This is a genomic window from Thermodesulfovibrio sp. 3462-1, from assembly GCF_040451425.1.
In the GTDB taxonomy this organism is placed as follows: Bacteria; Nitrospirota; Thermodesulfovibrionia; order Thermodesulfovibrionales; family Thermodesulfovibrionaceae; genus Thermodesulfovibrio; species Thermodesulfovibrio obliviosus.
The window spans coordinates 111,169-129,887 of the sequence record NZ_CP144374.1; the positions used below are offsets into that span (position 1 = coordinate 111,169).

An 18,719-nucleotide genomic window follows, 5' to 3' on the forward strand; every position below is an offset into this window, starting at 1 on the left:
AAGTATGCCAAATGTTTTAAAAGTTAATATTGAAGATGAAATGAAAACAAGCTACCTTGATTACGCCATGAGCGTAATTATTGGTAGAGCCTTACCTGATGTGAGAGACGGGCTTAAACCTGTGCAGCGTAGAATTCTTTATGCCATGTTTAGAGAAGGGCTTCTTGCCGGAAAAAAGTATTCAAAGTGTGCTGGTGTTGTTGGCGAGGTTTTAAAAAAATATCACCCCCATGGAGATCAGGCTGTTTATGATGCTTTAGTCAGGCTTGCACAGGACTTTAACATGCGGTATCCTTTAATTGATGGGCAGGGTAATTTTGGTTCTATTGATGGAGACCCTCCAGCAGCATATCGTTATACAGAAGCAAGACTTACAAAGATAGCTGAAGAACTTCTCCAGGACATTGATAAGGAAACAGTTCCATTTATTCCAAATTTTGATGCAACCACTGAAGAACCTCTTGTTCTTCCTGCCCGTATTCCAAATCTTCTTATAAACGGCTCTTCAGGAATAGCAGTAGGAATGGCAACAAATATACCACCTCATAATCTCAATGAGATTATAGATGCATTGATCAAACTTCTTGAGAATCCTCAGATTTCATTAGAAGAACTCATGAATTTTGTAAAAGGTCCTGATTTCCCAACAGGTGGAATAATTTACGGAGTAGAAGGAATTAGAGACCTTTATTTAACAGGCAGAGGACTTATTAAAATAAGGGCAAAGGTTAAAATTGAAAGGGAAACAAAAAGTAAAAAACTTAAGGAAACCTCCATTTTTGAACCAGAAGGCAAAGCAGTTAAAGAAAGAATTGTAATAACAGAGATTCCTTATCAGGTAAACAAAGCGAAGCTTATTGAAAAGATTGCAGAACTTGTAAGAGAAAAAAAGATTGAAGGTATAACTGAAATAAGAGATGAGTCAAACAGGGAAGGTATAAGAGTTGTTCTTGAGCTCAAAAAAGGTGAAATGCCCGAGATAATTTTAAATAATCTTTACAAACATACCCAGATGGAGACCACCTTTGGTGCCATAATGCTTGCTATTGTTGATGGACAACCAAGAATTTTAAATCTTAAAGAATCTTTATGGGAATTTCTTAAGCACAGAAAAGATGTTGTTCTTAAAAGAACAGCCTTTGATTTAAAGAAAGCAGAACACCAAGCTCATATTTTACTTGGATTAAAAATTGCTGTTGAAAATCTTGATGAAGTCATTTCCATTATAAGAAAATCACAAAATCCAGAAGAAGCTAAAATTCGTCTTATGAGCAGATTTCCTTTAACAGATACTCAGGCACAGGCAATACTTGATATGAGGCTGCAGAGACTTACAGGACTTGAAAGAGAAAAAATAATTCAGGACTATGAGGCAGTGCTGAAAGAAATTGAACGCCTCAAAGCAATACTTGAAAATGATACTCTTGTAAGAGAAATTATTAGGGATGAACTTATTGAAATCAAACAAAAATATGGTGATGACAGAAGAACCCAGATAGTAGCTGAAACAAAGCAAATAAATGTGGAAGATCTCATTGCGCAGGAAGATATGGTAATCACACTTACTCATCTTGGCTATATTAAAAGAACATCTCTTTCTGATTATCGCAGTCAGAAAAGAGGCGGTAAAGGACTTACTCCCATGGAAACAGTGTCAGATGACTATCTCAATGATGTGCTGGTTGGTTCAACCCATGATCATATTCTATTTTTCAGTAATTTTGGCAGAGTCTACTGTCTTAAAGTCTATCAAATTCCAGAGACAGGAAGACTTTCTCGCGGAAAAGCAATTATCAATCTATTACCATTGAGTGAAGGAGAAAAAATTACCACTGCTCTGATATGCAAAGACCTTGAACAGGGTTTCCTTGCGATGTTTACAAAAAAGGGATTTGTTAAGAAAACATCTCTTGAAGAATTTAAAAACATACGCAGTAGAGGTGTTATTGCAATAGACCTTGAAGAGGCAGATGAATTAATTTCAGTGGTAAAGACAGATGGGCAGAATCATCTAATAATTGCGACCAAAAAAGGGATGTCAATAAGATTTGATGAAAAAGATGTAAGACCAACTGGAAGAATAGCACGAGGTGTAATTGGAATAAGATTCTCAGAGCAGGGCGATGAAGTGGTATCTGCAGATGTGGTATCTGAAGGCTCTTATGTTCTTACGATTACAGAAAAAGGAATTGGCAAGAAAACACCAATTGAAGAATACAGGCTTCAGCACAGAGGAGGCTCAGGAGTAAAAAATATCAAGCTTTCACCAAAAACTGGAGATGTTGTTTCTTCTTTACAAGTAAAAGATTCTGATGAAATTATTATATGTAGCAGTAGCAAAATAATCAGACTTAAAGTTTCTCAGATTACAACACAGGGAAGAGCTACAACAGGTGTTAGATTGATAGACCTTTCTCAAGATGACAGGGTAGTAAGTGTTGGCAGAATTTTAGAAGGAGAAGAAAATGTCAATCTATAATCTTGAATATTTTTTTAATCCGAAAAGAATTGCAGTAATTGGAGCTAATGACAGACTTGGAAGTATTGGCTACACAGTTTTTAGAAACCTTATTGGTGAGGGATACAGAGGGATTGTTTATCCTGTAAATTCACAGACAGATTCTGTTCAAGGAGTTGAAGCATACAAGAGCCTGAGTGACATTTCAAAGGAAATTGACCTTGTTGTTCTGGCAGAAGAATGTGGCACAGGCATTCTGAATGTTCTTGAAGAGTGCGGGCAAAAAGGAGTTAAAGGAGTTATCTTGCTTTGTCCTGATTTTAGAACAAAGATCAAAGAAGCAATGCATCTTGAGGAAAAGATAGAGGAAATTCACAGAAAATATGGTTTCAGACTTCTAGGTCCAAATACTCTTGGTTTTATCAGACCAGGGATAAATTTAAATGTGAGCCTCTTCAGAAGAAGACTTAATAAGGGCAATATTGCATTGATAGCACAGAGTGCAACCCTTTCAGTTGCCCTTTTAGATAGAGCTGCTGATAAAAATATTGGTTTCAGTTATTTTGTCTCTCTCGGTTCTGACATAGACATAGACTTTGCTGATCTTATAGATTTTTTCGGTGTTGACCCCTCTACAAGAGCAATTGTCATATATATGCAGTCCATTAAAAATGGAAGGAAGTTTATGACTTCTGCTAGATCTTTTGCTTTTTCAAAGCCTATAGTTATAGTAAAATCAGGAAAATTTGTTGAATCACTTGAAGTTGCACTCACTCACTCAGGACTTCTTGCAGGTGAAGACAAAGTTTATGATGCTGCTTTTAAAAGAGCTGGCGCTGTAAGGGTTGATGAAACACTTGACATGTTTTATATTACAGAGACTCTTTCAAAGCAACGGAGGCCAAGAGGCAACAGACTTGCAATAATTACAAATGCTGGTGCTCCAGCTGTTAGTGCTGTTGACAGCCTTTTAAGGCTTGGAGGCCAACTTGCTGAGTTTTCAGAACAGACAATAAAAGAACTTGAAGGCAATGTATCTACTCGTTTTATTAGAAATCCTTTAGACTTAGTTTCAGATGCAACACCTGACCACTATGAAAAGGCTTTGAGAATAGTAATAAAAGATAAAAATGTAGATGCAGTATTAGTAATGCTGACTCCATCCCTGGGAACAGAGCCTGTTGAAACAGCTCAGAGAGTTATAAAAATAGTAAAAGAGAATCCATACAAACCTGTGCTTACCAACTGGATGGGTGCAGCACTGGTTAATGAAGCAAGGGAATTGCTTAATGCACATGGGATTCCTACTTTTGTAACTCCTGAGCAAGCAGTAAGAACATTTATGTACATGTATCGTTATGATTTTAACCTGAAGCTGCTTCTTGAGACTCCTCAGACAATTCTTAAAGATATTAAATTTGATACTGAAAAAGCAGACAGCGTAATAGAAAAGGCAATTTCAGAAGGAAGGTCTATCCCCACATTCTTTGAAGCCTCAGAAATTCTTTCTGCTTACGGAATTCCTGTAATTTTAACAAAGAGAGCTAATACCTTAGAAGAACTGAAAAAGGCAATAACTGAAATAGGATATCCAATTGTTTTAAAAATAGATACACCTAAGATAATTCACAAATTCAAAAAAGGTGGAGTAATTCTTGATATAAGAGACGAATTAGAAGCTACTGAAGGATTTAAATGGCTTAAAAATTTGGCTACAGAGCATGGAGACCCTGATGCTTCTGTTATTGTTCAACCAATGGTCATAACATATGGATACGAAATTGCTCTCGGAGCCAAAAAGGATCCAACCTTTGGCTCAGTAATTTTATTTGGTACAGGAGGCAATCTTCTTGAAGCACTTGAAGATTACTCAATAGGTCTTCCCCCTCTTAACCAGACTCTTGCAAAGAGATTGATGGAAGAGACAAAAATTTATCTTTACCTTAAAAAATACTTCTATTATGAAGATATTTTACGCAGGCTTGAAGAGACTGTGGTAAAATTTTCTTATCTTATATCAGACTTCCCCCAGATAAAGGAATTTGACATTAATCCCATATTTATCACTGATTCAGATATATTTGCCCTTGACTGTAGCATAATTCTTGATAAAACAGCACCAAAGAAAAAGGCAGTGATTAAGGGAGAGTTTTGCCCGCCCCACCTGAGTATATGTCCGTACCCAGTGCATCTTTATAAAGAAGTGGAATTGAAGGATGGAACAAAGGCAATTGTTAGGCCCATTAAGGCTGAAGATGAATCTCTTATTGCAGCTTTGCTTGGAAGGTGTTCAGAAAGAACAATAAGTTTAAGATTTTTCCAGAGAGCAATTGATTTGAGACATGAAAATTTGGTTAGATTCTGTCATGTTGACTATGATAGAGAACTTGCCTTTGTGTGCGTTATTAAGGATGGTGAGGAGGAAAAGATTGTAGCAGATGTGAGGCTTTCAAAGGATCCTGATGGCACAGATGCTGAAATGGCGATACTGGTTGAAGATGCATGGCAGGGCAAAGGAGTTGGAAAAGCACTTTGCAGTTATGCTATTGAGGTTGCGAGGGATTTAGGCGTAAAAAGAATCTGGATGGATATTTTAAAAATAAATACTTATATGCTCGGACTTTCAGATAGATTAGGCTTTAAAAAACATCATGTTGAAGAAGACAGTGTTAAAGTAGTTTTAAATCTTGATACAGTTTCATGAATGAGAGAATTCTTATAGTAGATGCAGATGGCAGTTTACGGGAGAGCTTAAGCAATTATCTTAGAAAACATAAATTTACTGTGGATACTGCAGCAACTTTTCAGGAAGCAATAGATGCTTATGCATCCTATATTCATGATTTTGTAATTGTTGAAATAGAACTTCCTGATGGAGATGGTTTAGAATTTGTAAGTAAGATTAAATCTTTAAATCCTTTAGTAAAAACTATTGTTACTACATCCTATCCATCAGTAAACTCTGCTCTTAAAGCATTGAAACTCAAAGTTGATGATTATCTTGTAAAACCATTTGTTTATGATGAGGTGCTGAAATCTTGTAAGGAAATAACAAGAAAACCTGATTTAAAGGAAATTGAAAAAACTCCTTCAACATCTGAGGAAGAATTTTTTTCAATAATCGGTGAATCAGTGGAAATTAAACTTTTGCTTGAAAAAATTAAAAAAATAGCAAATACTCCAACCAATGTTTTACTCCTTGGAGAGACAGGTACAGGAAAAGAGCTTTTTGCGAGAGTAATTCATGAAGCAAGTTACAGAAAGAAAAAAACCTTTGTAGCAATTAATTGTGCCAGTCTGCCTGAGAATCTTCTTGAAAGTGAACTATTTGGTTTTGTAAAAGGAGCATTCACTGGCGCTACCTTTGATAAAAAAGGACTTCTTGAAATAGCAGACGGAGGTACAGTGTTTCTTGATGAAATTGGCGATATGCCACTGGGGCTACAGGCAAAACTTTTGAGAGTGATTGAAGACAAGGAAATTCGCCCACTTGGCAGTGTTACAACTAAAAAGGTTGATATTAGATTTATTTCAGCTACAAATAAAGACCTTTTAGAAGAGGTAAGGGAAGGTAAATTTAGAGAAGACCTTTTTTTTAGGCTGAATGTGATAACACTTCATATTCCTCCTCTCAGAGAAAGAGGGAAAGATATAGAAATTCTTGCATATCATTTTATGAGAAAATTTGCCATAAAGATGGAAAAAGATATTAGAAAAATTGATCCACAGACAATCCAGCTTCTGCTTAAATATCCCTGGCCTGGAAACATAAGAGAGCTTCAAAATGTAATAGAGCAGGCAGTAGTATTTGCTGACTCAGATACAATAAAGCCAGAGCATCTTCCAGAGCATGTAAGACACATGAAAGTCACTTCAGAAACGAAAAAGGATATTCCTCTTATTTCAATTGAAGAATTTACAAAGGAATTTATTTTGAAATATCAGTCAATCTACACTGAGCAGGAGCTTGCAGATATGCTTGGAATAACAAGAAAGGCTTTATGGGAAAAAAGAAAAAAATTGGGACTTCCAAGACCATCAGACAAGACATGAAGTTTAAGCGAACACTGGTAATTTTAAGAATTTTGATTGTAAAATATTTTTCAAATTATGGAAGAGTTAACTCAATTTCTAAAAAATACTTATCCTTTTAATAAACTTCCTGAAGAAGAAATAAAAAACCTATCTCAATTTTTACTGAAAAAGGAGTATAAAAAAGGAGATGTAATCTTTAAAGAAGGCAATAAACCGCTTGAGTGGCTATACATAGTTATTACAGGAGAAGTTTTTCTTGAAAAGGACAATCAATTGGTTTATCATTTAAAAGAAGGAGACATTTTTGGCTATGTTTCTTTGCTGAGCGAACTTCCTCCTGCTACTACAGCAAGAGTTGTAGAGGACAGCACTGCTTTATTAGAGTTGCCAAAAAAGATTTTTCTTGAGCTTTTGTCAAAATATAATGAATTTGCGAGATTTTTTACAAAGGAGCTTGCCAAAAGAGTTCACAAAGTTCCTCAAACAAAAACCTCATTTCAAATGGAAAGACTTATTAATGTAAGAGTTAAAGATATAAAATTAAAAGAACCTTTGATTGTTGATTCAGAAACAATCCTTCAAGAAGCAATAAAATTAATGATAGAGAAAGATTCAACTTTCTGCCTTGTTAAGGTGGACAGCGAAGCTGGTATTATTACAGAAAGGGACATAATCAAAAAAGTTATTGCAAAAGACTTAAATCCACAACAGATTAAGGTAAAGGACATTGCAACATTTCCAGTAATAGAGATGTCTTCATCAGAGCCTCTTTTTAATGCTCTTCTTACAATGGCAAAGTATGGTATAAGAAAGCTTGTAATAAAAGATGGAGATTTTATTACTGGAGTGCTTGATGACAGAACAGTTATATCCCATGAAAGTAAAAACATAATTTTTCTAATAAAAGAGATTGATAAAGCAAAATCAGCAGAAGAACTTGCTTATCTATATTCTATTGCACAGGACAGCATTGTTGAAGGAGTTTTAACTGGAATGGATCCTGAGTATATTGGCAAGTATATTGCAGAGTTAAATGATCACTTTATGAAAAGAGTTTCACAACTAACAGAAAACTTAGTAGGAGCACCGCCTTGTTCATACACCATTATGGTAATAGGTTCAGAAGGAAGAAGAGAGCAAAGTCTTAAAACTGACCAGGACAATGCTCTTATTTATGAAGATTGTGGGAAGGAATATTTTGAAAAATTCTCTCAAGTTTATATTGATCTGCTTCTTAAAATAGGCTTTCCTCCTTGTCCTGGAAATGTTATGATCAGTAATCCTTATTGGAGAAAGACAAAACAAGACTGGTTTAAAGAGATAAATCGATGGATTGAAAATCCAAAACCAGAGAATGTTTTAAATATCAGTATATTTTTTGATTTCAGAAATGTGGCAGGCTCTGAAGCCCTTGTGAATGAATTGAGAGATTATGTAAAAAAGAAAGTAAAAACAAGTAAAACTTTTCTTCCTTTTCTCGCCTCTGAAGCAGTAAAGTTTAAGCCACCTCTAAGTTTTTTTAAAACTTTCATAGTTGAAAAATCAGGTGAACACAAAGGGAAATTCGATATAAAAAAGTATGGGATTTTTCCAGTTGTTCAGGGCGTAAGAGTTTTAACCCTTGATAATGAAATAACTAAAACGAATACTTTTGAAAGAATAAGAGAATTAAAAAGTAAAGGAATATTTACAGAAGAATTTGCACGGGATCTGGAAGAATCCTATAGATTTTTAATGAATTTAAGATTAAGGTCACAGGCTATACAGATAAAGGAAGGCAAAATTCCTGATAACTACATTGACCCTCATATTCTTTCTAAAAATGAAAAGGGAATTTTAAAAGACTCTTTCAAAAAGATTGAAGAATTTCAAAGACTTCTTTTTAATAAATACAATTTAAGATATTTTTCATAGTTGGAAAATGCGTCAGCAGCTTTTAATGCCAAGATTTGACTAAATTACTTGAAATATATTAGAAAAAACTATGATGAAGCGTTATTATTCCTTTGGTGAGTATCTTAAAGAAATATTTGGGAAAAAAGTCTACAAAGTAAATGTAGATGCTGGATTTACGTGCCCAAACAGGGACGGAACTCTGGGATACGGTGGATGCATTTATTGCAATAATGCCTCTTTTAGACCTCCAAGCTGCACTCCAGAACTTTCTTTAACTCAACAGATTTCAAAAGGAATAGAGCATATAAAAAGAAAATACAAGGCTCAAGCTTTTCTTGTTTATTTTCAGCCATATACAAACACCTATGCACCAATTGAAAAACTTGAGATACTTTATAAAGAGGCTCTTTCTTTTCCAGAGGTTGTAGGACTTGCCATTGGAACAAGGCCTGATTGTGTTGATGAGGAAAAACTTGAACTCCTCAGAGAGCTTTCAAAAACTCATTTGATAATTGTTGAGTATGGATTGCAGTCAATTTATGATAAATCTCTAAAATTTATTCATAGAGGCCATGACTATGCAACATTTCTTAAAGCAGTGTATGATACACATGAAAAAGGAGTTCTTGTTGGAGCTCATATAATTGTGGGTCTTCCAACTGAAACTTATGAAGAGTCTCTCTCTATGGCAGATGAGATAAACTGTCATCCAATAAAGTTTCTCAAAATTCATCAGCTTCAGGTGGTAAAAAACACTGTTCTTGCCCGTATTTATGAGAAACATCCTTTCAAAGTTTTTGAATATGAAGAGTATCTTCAGTTTGTCGTTGATTTTCTCGAAAGACTTAGCCCGGATATTGTAATTCAAAGACTTTTTGCTACATCTCCTGATGAAATTTTAATTGCACCAAGATGGAATCGCACAAAGCAGCAGATTTTAAATGACATAGAAAGAAAGCTTGAGGAAAGAAATGCTCGCCAAGGTTCAAAGTGCTCATCTATTAGGAATAGAGCCTTATGCTGTTGATGTAGAAGTTGATATAGCTCAGAGAGGACTGCCTCATTTTAACATTGTAGGACTTCCTGATACAGCAGTCAAAGAATCCCGTGACAGAATAAAAGCTGCTTTTAAAAATACAGGATTCCCTTTTCCTATAAAACAGATTACTGTTAATCTTGCACCAGCAGACCTGAGAAAAGAAGGCTCTTCATTTGACCTTCCTATAGCCATAGGAATCTTAGCTGCAGAAGGGCATATTCCAAAGGAGTCGCTCAGAGATTTTTTGATTGTTGGAGAGTTATCCCTTGAAGGTAAGGTAAGAGCTATAAAAGGAGCTTTATGTATTGTATCAAAATTAAAGGACGGAGAAGTTAAAAAAATAATAATTCCCAGGAGTAATGCTTCCGAGGCAGGAGTTGTTAAAGATGTAGATGCATATCCAGTGGAAACTCTTCAAGAGGCAGTGGATTTTTTAAAAGGTGAAAAATTCATTAAACCCTTTAAAACAGAAATTAATTTTTATGATGATGTCAATTATTATGAAGATCTTTCAGATGTGAAAGGTCAGTTTCAGGCAAAAAGAGTCCTTGAGATTGCAGCTGCAGGCGGGCATAATATTTTATTTATTGGTCCACCTGGAAGCGGCAAAAGCATGTTGGCAAGAAGGCTACCAGGAATAATGCCACCTATGACAGTTGAAGAAGCCATTGAGACAACAAAGATACACTCTGTAGCAGGGCTTCTTCCAGATAATGCTGGATTAATTTTAAAGCGTCCTTTTAGGTCTCCCCATCATTCATCAAGCGATATTGCATTAATTGGTGGTGGACAGATTCCAAAACCTGGAGAAGTATCCCTTGCTCATAATGGCGTGCTTTTTCTTGATGAGCTTCCAGAGTTTAAAAGAAATGTCTTAGAAGTTTTAAGACAGCCCCTTGAAGATGGCTTTGTAACTGTTGCCCGCAGCTATGCCACTGTGCAGTTTCCTTCAAGATTTTTATTAGTGGCAGCAATGAACCCCTGCCCATGCGGACATTACGGCGATAGTGTTAAACCATGCAGTTGTACTCCTCAAATGATAATTCGTTATCGTTCAAAAGTTTCAGGTCCTCTTGTTGATAGAATTGATATGCACATTGAAGTTCCCAGAGTAAACTATCAGGAGCTGAAAAATGATACCCCATCAGAAAGTTCAAGCAGTGTGCGTGAAAGAGTAATAAGAGCAAGACAAATTCAATTAAAAAGATTTAAAAATGAAGGAATATACTGTAATGCCCACATGAAAACAAAACATTTGAGAAAATTTTGCATGATTAATGAAGACTGCCACAGTCTGCTACAGTCTGCAATGGAAAAATTAGGATTGAGCGCAAGAGCTCATTCAAAGATAATTAAAGTTGCAAGAACAATAGCTGATCTTGAAGGCTCTGAAAACATTAAATCTCAACATGTAGCAGAGGCAATTCAATATCGCAGCCTTGAAAGGTTAAGTTTTTAATGTTTAAACTTCTTTTGAAACAGGGCGGTTTTTCTGCTGCAATTGTTGCAATCACAGGAGCATTAGCTCCTATGATTGTTGGATTTGTTATATCTTACTACATTTTTAATTTCCCATTGATGAGCTCTCTTTTTATTGGAGGAACTCTCACTGCTACGCTTCTAATACTTTATATTGGAACATTCTTTCTCTTTGCACCGATAATAGGCAAAATTTTTGCCTATTTAATAAGCTTTATTACAAAAAAGCTCAATACCCTTGATTTTGTTCCTCCTGTGATTATTGCTATAATTCTTGTCTTTGCTCTTGCTGCAGCTTTTCAGACAGACAGAGAGATTATCCATAAAATTGAAGAATCGCTTAATCCTCTTATATGGATATTTACTCCCATATTTTTTGTTTATGTGGGATTGCAGATTAATTTGAGAGCAATTGATTTTGCCTCACTACATCTCTGGGCTTTAAGTGCTGTCCTTTTAGTAGTTGCTATCGCAACCAAGTTATTAGCTGGTTTATCTGTGAAAGGGACTAAAAAAGAAAAAAACGGAGAACTTCAATGGACAGAAATGTAAGTCTTTTTAGTGATTTTGATATTTATCTTTTTAAAGAAGGAAATCATTTCAATGCTTATGAAAAGCTTGGTTCTCATATTATTGAAGTTGATGGGCAGAAAGGAACATATTTTGCTGTGTGGGCTCCAAATGCTGAAAAAGTTTATGTTATAGGAGATTTTAACGGATGGTCTCTAAATCATCCTCTTGCTCCACGTTGGGATAGCTCTGGTATATGGGAGGCTTTTATTCCTGGCGTTGATAAAGGAACAAAGTATAAATACTATATAATTTCCAAATATGGTTACCATCTTCAAAAAGGAGATCCTTACAGCTTCTTCTGGGAAACACCTCCAGCTACTGCATCAATAGTCTGGGATTTAGAGTATAAATGGGCTGATGATGAATGGATGAAAAATAGAGCTAAATACAATAGCCTTAGCTCGCCAATATCAATTTATGAAGTTCATCTTGGCTCATGGAGAAGAGTTCCTCAGGAAGGAAATAGATTTCTTACATACAGGGAACTTGCCGAATGGTTACCAAAGTATGTAAAAGATATGGGATTTACACATGTTGAAATTTTACCTGTTATGGAGCATCCTTTTTATGGTTCCTGGGGATATCAAACAATTGGATATTTTGCACCTACAAGCAGATATGGAACTCCGCAGGATTTTATGTATCTTATTGATAGCCTTCATCAGCATGGGATAGGTGTAATTCTTGACTGGGTTCCGTCTCATTTTCCTCAGGATGGTCATGGACTCAGCTTTTTTGACGGAACTTATCTTTATGAACATCAGGATCCAAAAAAAGGATATCATCCTCATTGGCACAGCTACATTTTTAATCATGGAAGAAATGAAGTTAGAAACTTTCTTATAAGTTCTGCCATTTTCTGGCTTGAAAAATATCATGTTGATGGATTAAGAGTTGATGCAGTGGCTTCAATGCTTTATCTTGATTATGGAAGGGCTCCAGGAGAATGGATTCCAAACAAATATGGAGGCAAAGAAAACTTAGAGGCAATAGAATTCATAAGAAGATGTAATGAAACAGTCTATGAAAAATATCCTGATACTCAGACAATTGCTGAAGAATCTACTGCCTGGCCACTTGTGACCCGCCCCACCTATCTTGGAGGACTTGGCTTTGGTATGAAGTGGAATATGGGATGGATGCATGACACACTGAGTTATTTTTCAAAAGACCCAGTTTACAGAAAATATCATCACAATAACCTTGCTTTCAGCATCTGGTATGCTTTTTCTGAAAACTTTGTTTTGCCTCTTTCTCACGATGAAGTTGTTTATGGTAAAGGCTCTCTTTTAAATAAAATGCCTGGAGACAACTGGCAAAAATTCGCTAATCTGAGACTTCTTTTTGGATACATGTATGCCCATCCAGGTAAAAAACTTATTTTTATGGGAGGAGAGTTTGCCCAATGCAATGAGTGGTATCATGAAGAAAGCTTACATTGGCATCTTCTTGAATATCCTCAGCATCAAGGAATTCAAAGATTGGTAAAGGATTTAAACAATCTTTATAAAAATGAACCAGCCCTTCATGAGCTTGACTTTGATCCATCAGGTTTTGAATGGATTGATTTTACTGATGCAGAGCAAAGTATAATAAGTTTTCTAAGGAAAGGAAGGGACCCAAAACAACTAATCTGTGTAGTATGCAATTTTACGCCAGTTCCGAGATTTAATTACAGAATAGGAGTTCCTTTTAGGGGTTACTGGAAGGAGGTTTTAAATACTGATTCAGAGCTTTATGGAGGAAGCAATTGTGGCAACATGGGAGGATTGATGACTGAAAACCTCTCTATACATGGAAGACCTTACTCTTTAAATTTAACTTTACCTCCTTTAGGAGTTTTATTTTTAAAATGGCAAGATGAATAAAATTGTTTTTAAAGTTCTTTTTGCAATAATTTTATTTATATCCATGTTCAGACTTGGTTCTGTAACACTTTTTGATGTTGATGAAGCAGTGTTTGCTCAGGCAACAAAAGAAATGCTTCAGAGCGGAAACTGGATAACTCCTAAATACAATGGTGAACCAAGATATGACAAACCAATTCTTTTTTACTGGTTGATGGCTTTTTCTTATAACATATTCGGAATTAATGAATTTGCTGCAAGATTTCCTTCAGCTTTATCTGGATTTACTTTGTGTATTGTTCTTTATTTTTTCTTAAGTATATTGAAAGATGACAAACAGGCTTTTTATGCTCTTGTGTCTTTTGCTTTTTCTCTTTATTACTTTGTTTACACTCATGCAGCAGTGACAGATATGGTTTTAACTTTGTTTATCAGTCTGACTCTTATGTGTTTTTATCTCTCTGTTCACAGGAATAAAAATTTTATTTACGGATTTTATATTTTTTCTGCCCTTGCTTTTCTTACAAAAGGATTAATTGGCATAGTTTTTCCCCTCGGTATCGCTTCAGTTTATTTATGCATTAAAAAGAGCTTTAAAGGATTAAAGGAGCTTTACAACTTTCGTGCGATTTTGCTTTTTCTTTTAATATCAATGCCGTGGTACGTTGCTCAAATCCTGATAAATGGTAAAGAATTTATTGAGCAATTTTTTATAAAGCATCATTTTATGCGGTACACTGGAGTTATATCCGGACATAGAGGCCCGATTTATTATTTTGTACCTGTTTTAATAATCGGAATGTTTCCCTGGATTTCTTTTGTTATAAAGGCTTTTAAAAATTTAAAAAAAGACAGTCTTGTGCAGTTTTCTTTAGTTTGGTCAGGTTTTATCTTTTTATTTTTTTCCTTTTCAACAACAAAACTTCCAAATTATATTTTGCCTGCTGTTCCTGCTTTCTCAATATTAATTTCCTGTGGTATGATTGAGATTGATAAAAATTTTTCAAAAATCTCTTATATTTTTTGTGTAATTTTTTCAATTTTAATTGCTGTTTTGTTAGTCGTAGCAAAAACAAAGGTGATGAACATTTTGCCTTATTTTAATATGAGCTGGTTTACTATACTGATATTGATAATGAGCTTATTTACCATAATAAGCATCTATGCATTATTAACAAGGAAAAAAGTATTTATGTTATTCGCAGGCTTGAGTTTCAGTTTAATTTTAGCTACTTCAATAAAAGTTTTGCCTGCCATAAATGAATATATGCAGGGAACGCTTTATAAATATAGTATTTATGCTAAACAGATTCTACAGAAAAATGATATTTTAATTACATACAAAATAAACAAGCCAAGTATTTCTTTTTATTCAGACAGAAAAATACTGAAGATTGACTCTGAAAAAGAACTGATTGAAAAAATTAAAGACACTTTACAGCAAAAACTAAGAATAGTTGTAATATCTCAAGTTAAAGATGTAGAATTTTTAAAAAGCACTGGATTAAACATGTTGAAGGAGGATAGAGATTATGCCATTTTTACATTGTCGGGCTAAAAATCTTTGGTTGTCTGTTTTGCTTATTCCCTTATTTATATTTTTTTTTGATAAGGATATAATGTTATTTATAAAAAATTTTCAGCAAAGTTATTTCAACTTTTATCAATTTTTAGAGGAACTGGATGCTGTAATGGATTTTGTGTATAAAGGTGCTTTTTTAGTAGTTTCCATTTTCACAATCTACAGTTTACTGGCAAAGAAAGAAATTGGCAGATCCCTGGCTTACGGTATTGCTGGTGTTTTAATTGTTATCCAAATAAAACACTTAATAGGAAGAGCACGACCAAAACTTGGTTTTGATCCATTTTTTGCAGGTCCTTCTTTAAATTATTTATACTCTTCTTTCCCTTCAGGGCATACTACTTTCGCTTTTATGCTTGCATCAGTATTTTCTCATTATTACCCAAAAGTTCGATATCTTTTTTATATATTTGCTACATGGGTTGGCTTTGAAAGAGTGGAAGATTTTGCACATTTTCCCTCTGATGTTCTGGCAGGAGCACTTCTTGGTATTTTTGTAGGAAAGTTTGTTTTGTTTAAACTTTCACCCAAAACAAGGCAAAATAGTTTAACTTAGCTTTTATTTTCAATCTTTGAAACTGTCTTTTCTTCCTCCTTAGATGCTTCAGCATCGGATACAGCTTTTTTAAAGCCTCTAATGGCTTCTCCGAGTCCTTTACCTATTTCAGGAAGCTTGGAGGAGCCAAAAAGAACAATTATAATTATTGAAAATAGAAATATGTCTTGATAACTGAGCATCTTTTGCCCTCCTAAATTTTTTAATCCTGAATTTTTTTAATTTTAAACTATAATTTTTAATTTTTCAATTAAAATAAAAATCTTGAAATGGCTGATAGAAAAACTTACTCTGGCTTACTCATCGTTAAAAACTATTACCAAAAAATCTCTAACTTCGCTCAACACAATAATTTCCTGATGATAATTTCAGGAGACTTATTGCCTCATATAAAAATCTATTCGAAATGAATTTTTACCTTTTTTGAATAGATTTTTATATGAGGCAATTCGGCTACTTGACAAATTAAAAAAAAATATATAGACTTTTATACAAGAAAAAATTTTTCGGGGGGCATGTATGGAAAGAGAAACAATCTATGAAGGATTGGTGCGTAAAGGGGTCTCAAGAAGAGACTTCCTGAAGTTTTGTGCTTCTACTGCAGCAGTATTAGGTCTTTCCTCTTCCTTTGTTCCAAAGATTGCAGAAGCAATCGAGAAGAAACAAAAACCCGTTGTAGTATGGCTTGAGTATCAGGACTGTGCAGGATGTTCTGAAAGCATTTTGAGAGCTTCAAAACCAACAATTGGACAGATTGTTCTTGATGTGATTTCTCTTGAGTATCATGAGACAATCATGGCTGCAGCAGGATTCCAGGCAGAAAAATCACTGCATGATGCAATTAAGAACTACAAAGGTAAATACCTTGTTGTAGTTGAAGGTGCGATTCCATTAAAGGATGGTGGAGTTTACTGCACAATTGGTGGAAAATCAGCCATTGATCTTATCAAAGAAGTATGCAAAGATGCAATGGCAGTAATTGCTGTTGGAAACTGTGCATGCTTTGGAGGTGTTCCAGCAGCAAAGCCAAATCCAACAGGTGCTGTAGGAGTAATGGATATCATTAAAGACAAACCAGTTATTAATCTGCCAGGATGTCCGCTTAATGTGGAAAACTTTACAGCCACTGTTGTTTACTTCCTCACATTCGGAAAACTGCCAGCTGTTGACAAACTCAAGAGACCTCTTTTTGCTTATGGAAAGCTTATTCATGACAATTGTGAAAGAAGAGGACATTTTGATTCAGGTGAGTTTGTAAAAGCATGGGGAGACAAAGGTCACAGACAGGGTTGGTGTTTGTTTGAAATGGGCTGTAAAGGTCCTTTTACAAATCATAACTGTCCAACAATAAGGTGGAACGAAGGAGTAAGCTGGCCTGTTATGGCAGGACATCCTTGTATCGGTTGTTCAGAGCCAAAGTTCTGGGATAATAATCTTTATGCAGAAGCAGAAAAAAATACCTTCTATGCTAAAGCAGTTGGTCTTGCTGCAATGGCTGGTATAATAAATAAAGTAAAAACAGAATAAATTATAAAGGGGGCATGTATGGCAAGGTTAGTCATTGATCCTGTAACAAGGATTGAGGGACATTTAAGAGTTGAAGCCACCGTGAATGGTGGAAAAGTAAAAGATGCATATTCTTCATGCACAATGTGGCGTGGAATGGAAATCATTCTTAAAGGAAAAGATCCAAGAGATGCATGGGCATATACACAGAGAGCATGCGGTGTTTGTACAACTGTTCATGCAATTGCATCTGTAAGAGCAGTTGAGGACGCCATAGGAGCAAAAGTTCCGGAAAATGCAAGAATCTTAAGAAATATTATAATGGCAAACCAAAATGTTCATGACCATATAATTCATTTCTATCATCTTCATGCTCTTGACTGGGTTGATGTTGTATCAGCATTAAAAGCGGATCCTGTAAAAACTTCAGAGCTTGCAAAGAGTATATCTTCATGGCCAAAAAACTCAGCCACATATTTTAAGGCAATTCAAGATAAAGTCAAGGCTTTTGTAGAGTCAGGTCAGCTTGGAATTTTCAGCAATGGATACTGGGGACATCCAGCATACAAACTTCCACCAGAAGCAAATCTTTTGGCAGTTGCTCACTATCTTGAAGCACTTGATTTACAAAGAGAGATAATCAAAATTCACGCACTTCTTGGTTCAAAGAACCCCCATCCACAGACATTTGTTGTTGGTGGACAGTCAACACCAGTTGATCCAGAAAGTCAGAATGCACTTAATGCTGATAGCATTGCATTTATGCTTAAGTATGCTGATATGGCTCTTGAATTTGTTGAGCAAGTCTACATCCCCGATCTTCTGGCAATTGCATCTTTCTATAAAGATTGGGCAGCAATCGGAGGATTTAACAACTTCCTTGCCTGTGGAGACTGGCCAGATGCAAATGGCAAAATGTATCTGCCTGGAGGAGTTATAAAAAATAAGAATTTAGCAAAAATTGAACCATTAGACCACAAAAAATTTAAAGAATACATCACCCATTCATGGTATAAGTATTCAAAGGGAGACAATGCAGGACTTCATCCATGGGAAGGTGAGACAATTCCAAACTATACAGGACCAAAGCCACCTTATGAGTATCTTAATGTTGAAGGAAAATACAGCTGGGGTAAAGCAATCAGATATGAAGATCTTCCAATGGAGGTAGGACCTCTTGCAAGAATGCTCGTTGCTTACGGGCTTGGACACAAGGATGTAAAAGAAGTTGTTGATATGGTTTTAAAGAAACTTGGAGTAGGGCCTGAAGCATTGTTCTCAACACTTGGAAGAACTGCTGCAAGAGGAATTGAGACACTTCTAATGGCAAGAAAAACAAAGGACTACATAATGGAGCTTGCTGCTAATATGAAAAAAGGAGACACAAAGATTGCTGATACTGATAAATGGAATCCTAAGACATGGCCCAAAGAGTGCAAAGGTGTTGGATTCCATGATGCACCTCGTGGAGCTCTTGCTCACTTTGTTGTAATAAAAGATGGAAAGATTGCTAATTATCAGATGGTTGTTCCGTCCACATGGAATTTATCGCCCAGGGATAACAAAGGCCAGCGTGGTCCTGTGGAAGAAGCCCTTGTTGGAACACCTGTTGCTGATTCAAAGCTTCCACTTGAACTTTTAAGAACAATTCACTCCTATGATCCATGTATGGCATGTGGTATGCATATGATTGAGATCAAAGAAGAATAGAGAAAGCTTTTTAACCAAAAAAATACCAGCCCTCCCTG

General features: G+C 35.4%; 13 protein-coding genes. 12 read left to right on the forward strand and 1 reads right to left on the reverse strand.

The features are described from left to right. The first annotated feature begins 4 nt into the window (after positions 1 to 4). From gyrA to V4D31_RS00585, 10 genes are all read left to right on the forward strand, one after another. Complete coding sequence (gene gyrA / locus V4D31_RS00540) at positions 5 to 2,479, forward strand: DNA gyrase subunit A (protein WP_353686297.1); 2,475 nt, start codon at positions 5 to 7, stop codon at positions 2,477 to 2,479. Further along, entirely contained in the window at positions 2,466 to 5,162 is a 2,697-nt protein-coding gene (locus tag V4D31_RS00545; RefSeq protein WP_353686298.1) for a bifunctional acetate--CoA ligase family protein/GNAT family N-acetyltransferase, read from the forward strand. Before gyrA ends, V4D31_RS00545 begins: the two co-directional genes overlap by 14 nt. Further along, on the forward strand, positions 5,159 to 6,511 hold the full coding sequence (locus V4D31_RS00550) for a sigma-54 dependent transcriptional regulator (protein WP_353686299.1): 1,353 nt from the start codon (positions 5,159 to 5,161) through the stop codon (positions 6,509 to 6,511). Before V4D31_RS00545 ends, V4D31_RS00550 begins: the two co-directional genes overlap by 4 nt. A gap of 57 nt (positions 6,512 to 6,568) precedes the next feature. Beyond that, positions 6,569 to 8,407 (forward strand): putative nucleotidyltransferase substrate binding domain-containing protein, encoded by a 1,839-nt coding sequence (locus V4D31_RS00555; protein ID WP_353686300.1) that lies wholly within the window; start codon positions 6,569 to 6,571, stop codon positions 8,405 to 8,407. 70 nt (positions 8,408 to 8,477) lie between these two features. After that, positions 8,478 to 9,416 carry a TIGR01212 family radical SAM protein gene (locus V4D31_RS00560; RefSeq protein WP_353686301.1) on the forward strand — a complete coding sequence of 313 codons (939 nt, stop codon included), beginning with the start codon at positions 8,478 to 8,480 and terminating at the stop codon, positions 9,414 to 9,416. Continuing rightward, the gene (locus V4D31_RS00565; RefSeq protein ID WP_353686302.1) at positions 9,361 to 10,887 is read left to right on the forward strand and encodes a YifB family Mg chelatase-like AAA ATPase; all 1,527 of its coding nucleotides are present in this window, start codon (positions 9,361 to 9,363) and stop codon (positions 10,885 to 10,887) included. The genes V4D31_RS00560 and V4D31_RS00565 overlap by 56 nt, the downstream gene beginning before the upstream one ends. Further along, entirely contained in the window at positions 10,887 to 11,459 is a 573-nt protein-coding gene (locus V4D31_RS00570; RefSeq protein WP_353686303.1) for a cation:proton antiporter, read from the forward strand. Before V4D31_RS00565 ends, V4D31_RS00570 begins: the two co-directional genes overlap by 1 nt. Further along, positions 11,444 to 13,348, forward strand: a complete 1,905-nt coding sequence (gene glgB / locus V4D31_RS00575; RefSeq protein ID WP_353686304.1) for a 1,4-alpha-glucan branching protein GlgB — start codon at positions 11,444 to 11,446, stop codon at positions 13,346 to 13,348. Before V4D31_RS00570 ends, glgB begins: the two co-directional genes overlap by 16 nt. After that, positions 13,341 to 14,885: a glycosyltransferase family 39 protein gene (locus V4D31_RS00580; protein ID WP_353686305.1), complete on the forward strand. Its 1,545-nt coding sequence runs from the start codon at positions 13,341 to 13,343 to the stop codon at positions 14,883 to 14,885. The genes glgB and V4D31_RS00580 overlap by 8 nt, the downstream gene beginning before the upstream one ends. Positions 14,886 to 14,946: 61 nt before the next feature. Further along, positions 14,947 to 15,465, forward strand: a complete 519-nt coding sequence (locus tag V4D31_RS00585; protein WP_353686306.1) for a phosphatase PAP2 family protein — start codon at positions 14,947 to 14,949, stop codon at positions 15,463 to 15,465. Here the strand turns inward: V4D31_RS00585 and V4D31_RS00590 are convergent. Next, positions 15,462 to 15,647, reverse strand: coding sequence for a twin-arginine translocase TatA/TatE family subunit (locus tag V4D31_RS00590; protein WP_353686307.1), 186 nt, complete (start codon positions 15,645 to 15,647; stop codon positions 15,462 to 15,464). The genes V4D31_RS00585 and V4D31_RS00590 overlap by 4 nt on opposite strands. A 337-nt stretch (positions 15,648 to 15,984) precedes the next feature. Between V4D31_RS00590 and V4D31_RS00595 the strand changes: the two genes are divergently transcribed. Together V4D31_RS00595 and V4D31_RS00600 are read left to right on the forward strand one after the other, a co-directional pair. After that, complete coding sequence (locus V4D31_RS00595; RefSeq protein ID WP_353686308.1) at positions 15,985 to 16,992, forward strand: hydrogenase small subunit; 1,008 nt, start codon at positions 15,985 to 15,987, stop codon at positions 16,990 to 16,992. An 18-nt stretch (positions 16,993 to 17,010) separates the two neighbouring features. After that, positions 17,011 to 18,681, forward strand: a complete 1,671-nt coding sequence (locus tag V4D31_RS00600; protein ID WP_353686309.1) for a nickel-dependent hydrogenase large subunit — start codon at positions 17,011 to 17,013, stop codon at positions 18,679 to 18,681. Positions 18,682 to 18,719: the final 38 nt, after the last annotated feature.

Coding starts and splice junctions, on each gene's coding strand:
- V4D31_RS00545 (WP_353686298.1), top strand. CDS start 2,466: ATGTCAATCTATAATCTTGAATATTTTTTTAATCCGAAAAGAATTGCA.
- V4D31_RS00555 (WP_353686300.1), top strand. CDS start 6,569: ATGGAAGAGTTAACTCAATTTCTAAAAAATACTTATCCTTTTAATAAA.
- V4D31_RS00565 (WP_353686302.1), top strand. CDS start 9,361: ATGCTCGCCAAGGTTCAAAGTGCTCATCTATTAGGAATAGAGCCTTAT.
- V4D31_RS00590 (WP_353686307.1), bottom strand. CDS start 15,647: ATGCTCAGTTATCAAGACATATTTCTATTTTCAATAATTATAATTGTT.
- glgB (WP_353686304.1), top strand. CDS start 11,444: ATGGACAGAAATGTAAGTCTTTTTAGTGATTTTGATATTTATCTTTTT.
- V4D31_RS00580 (WP_353686305.1), top strand. CDS start 13,341: ATGAATAAAATTGTTTTTAAAGTTCTTTTTGCAATAATTTTATTTATA.
- gyrA (WP_353686297.1), top strand. CDS start 5: ATGCCAAATGTTTTAAAAGTTAATATTGAAGATGAAATGAAAACAAGC.
- V4D31_RS00570 (WP_353686303.1), top strand. CDS start 10,887: ATGTTTAAACTTCTTTTGAAACAGGGCGGTTTTTCTGCTGCAATTGTT.
- V4D31_RS00600 (WP_353686309.1), top strand. CDS start 17,011: ATGGCAAGGTTAGTCATTGATCCTGTAACAAGGATTGAGGGACATTTA.
- V4D31_RS00585 (WP_353686306.1), top strand. CDS start 14,947: ATGTTATTTATAAAAAATTTTCAGCAAAGTTATTTCAACTTTTATCAA.
- V4D31_RS00560 (WP_353686301.1), top strand. CDS start 8,478: ATGATGAAGCGTTATTATTCCTTTGGTGAGTATCTTAAAGAAATATTT.
- V4D31_RS00550 (WP_353686299.1), top strand. CDS start 5,159: ATGAATGAGAGAATTCTTATAGTAGATGCAGATGGCAGTTTACGGGAG.
- V4D31_RS00595 (WP_353686308.1), top strand. CDS start 15,985: ATGGAAAGAGAAACAATCTATGAAGGATTGGTGCGTAAAGGGGTCTCA.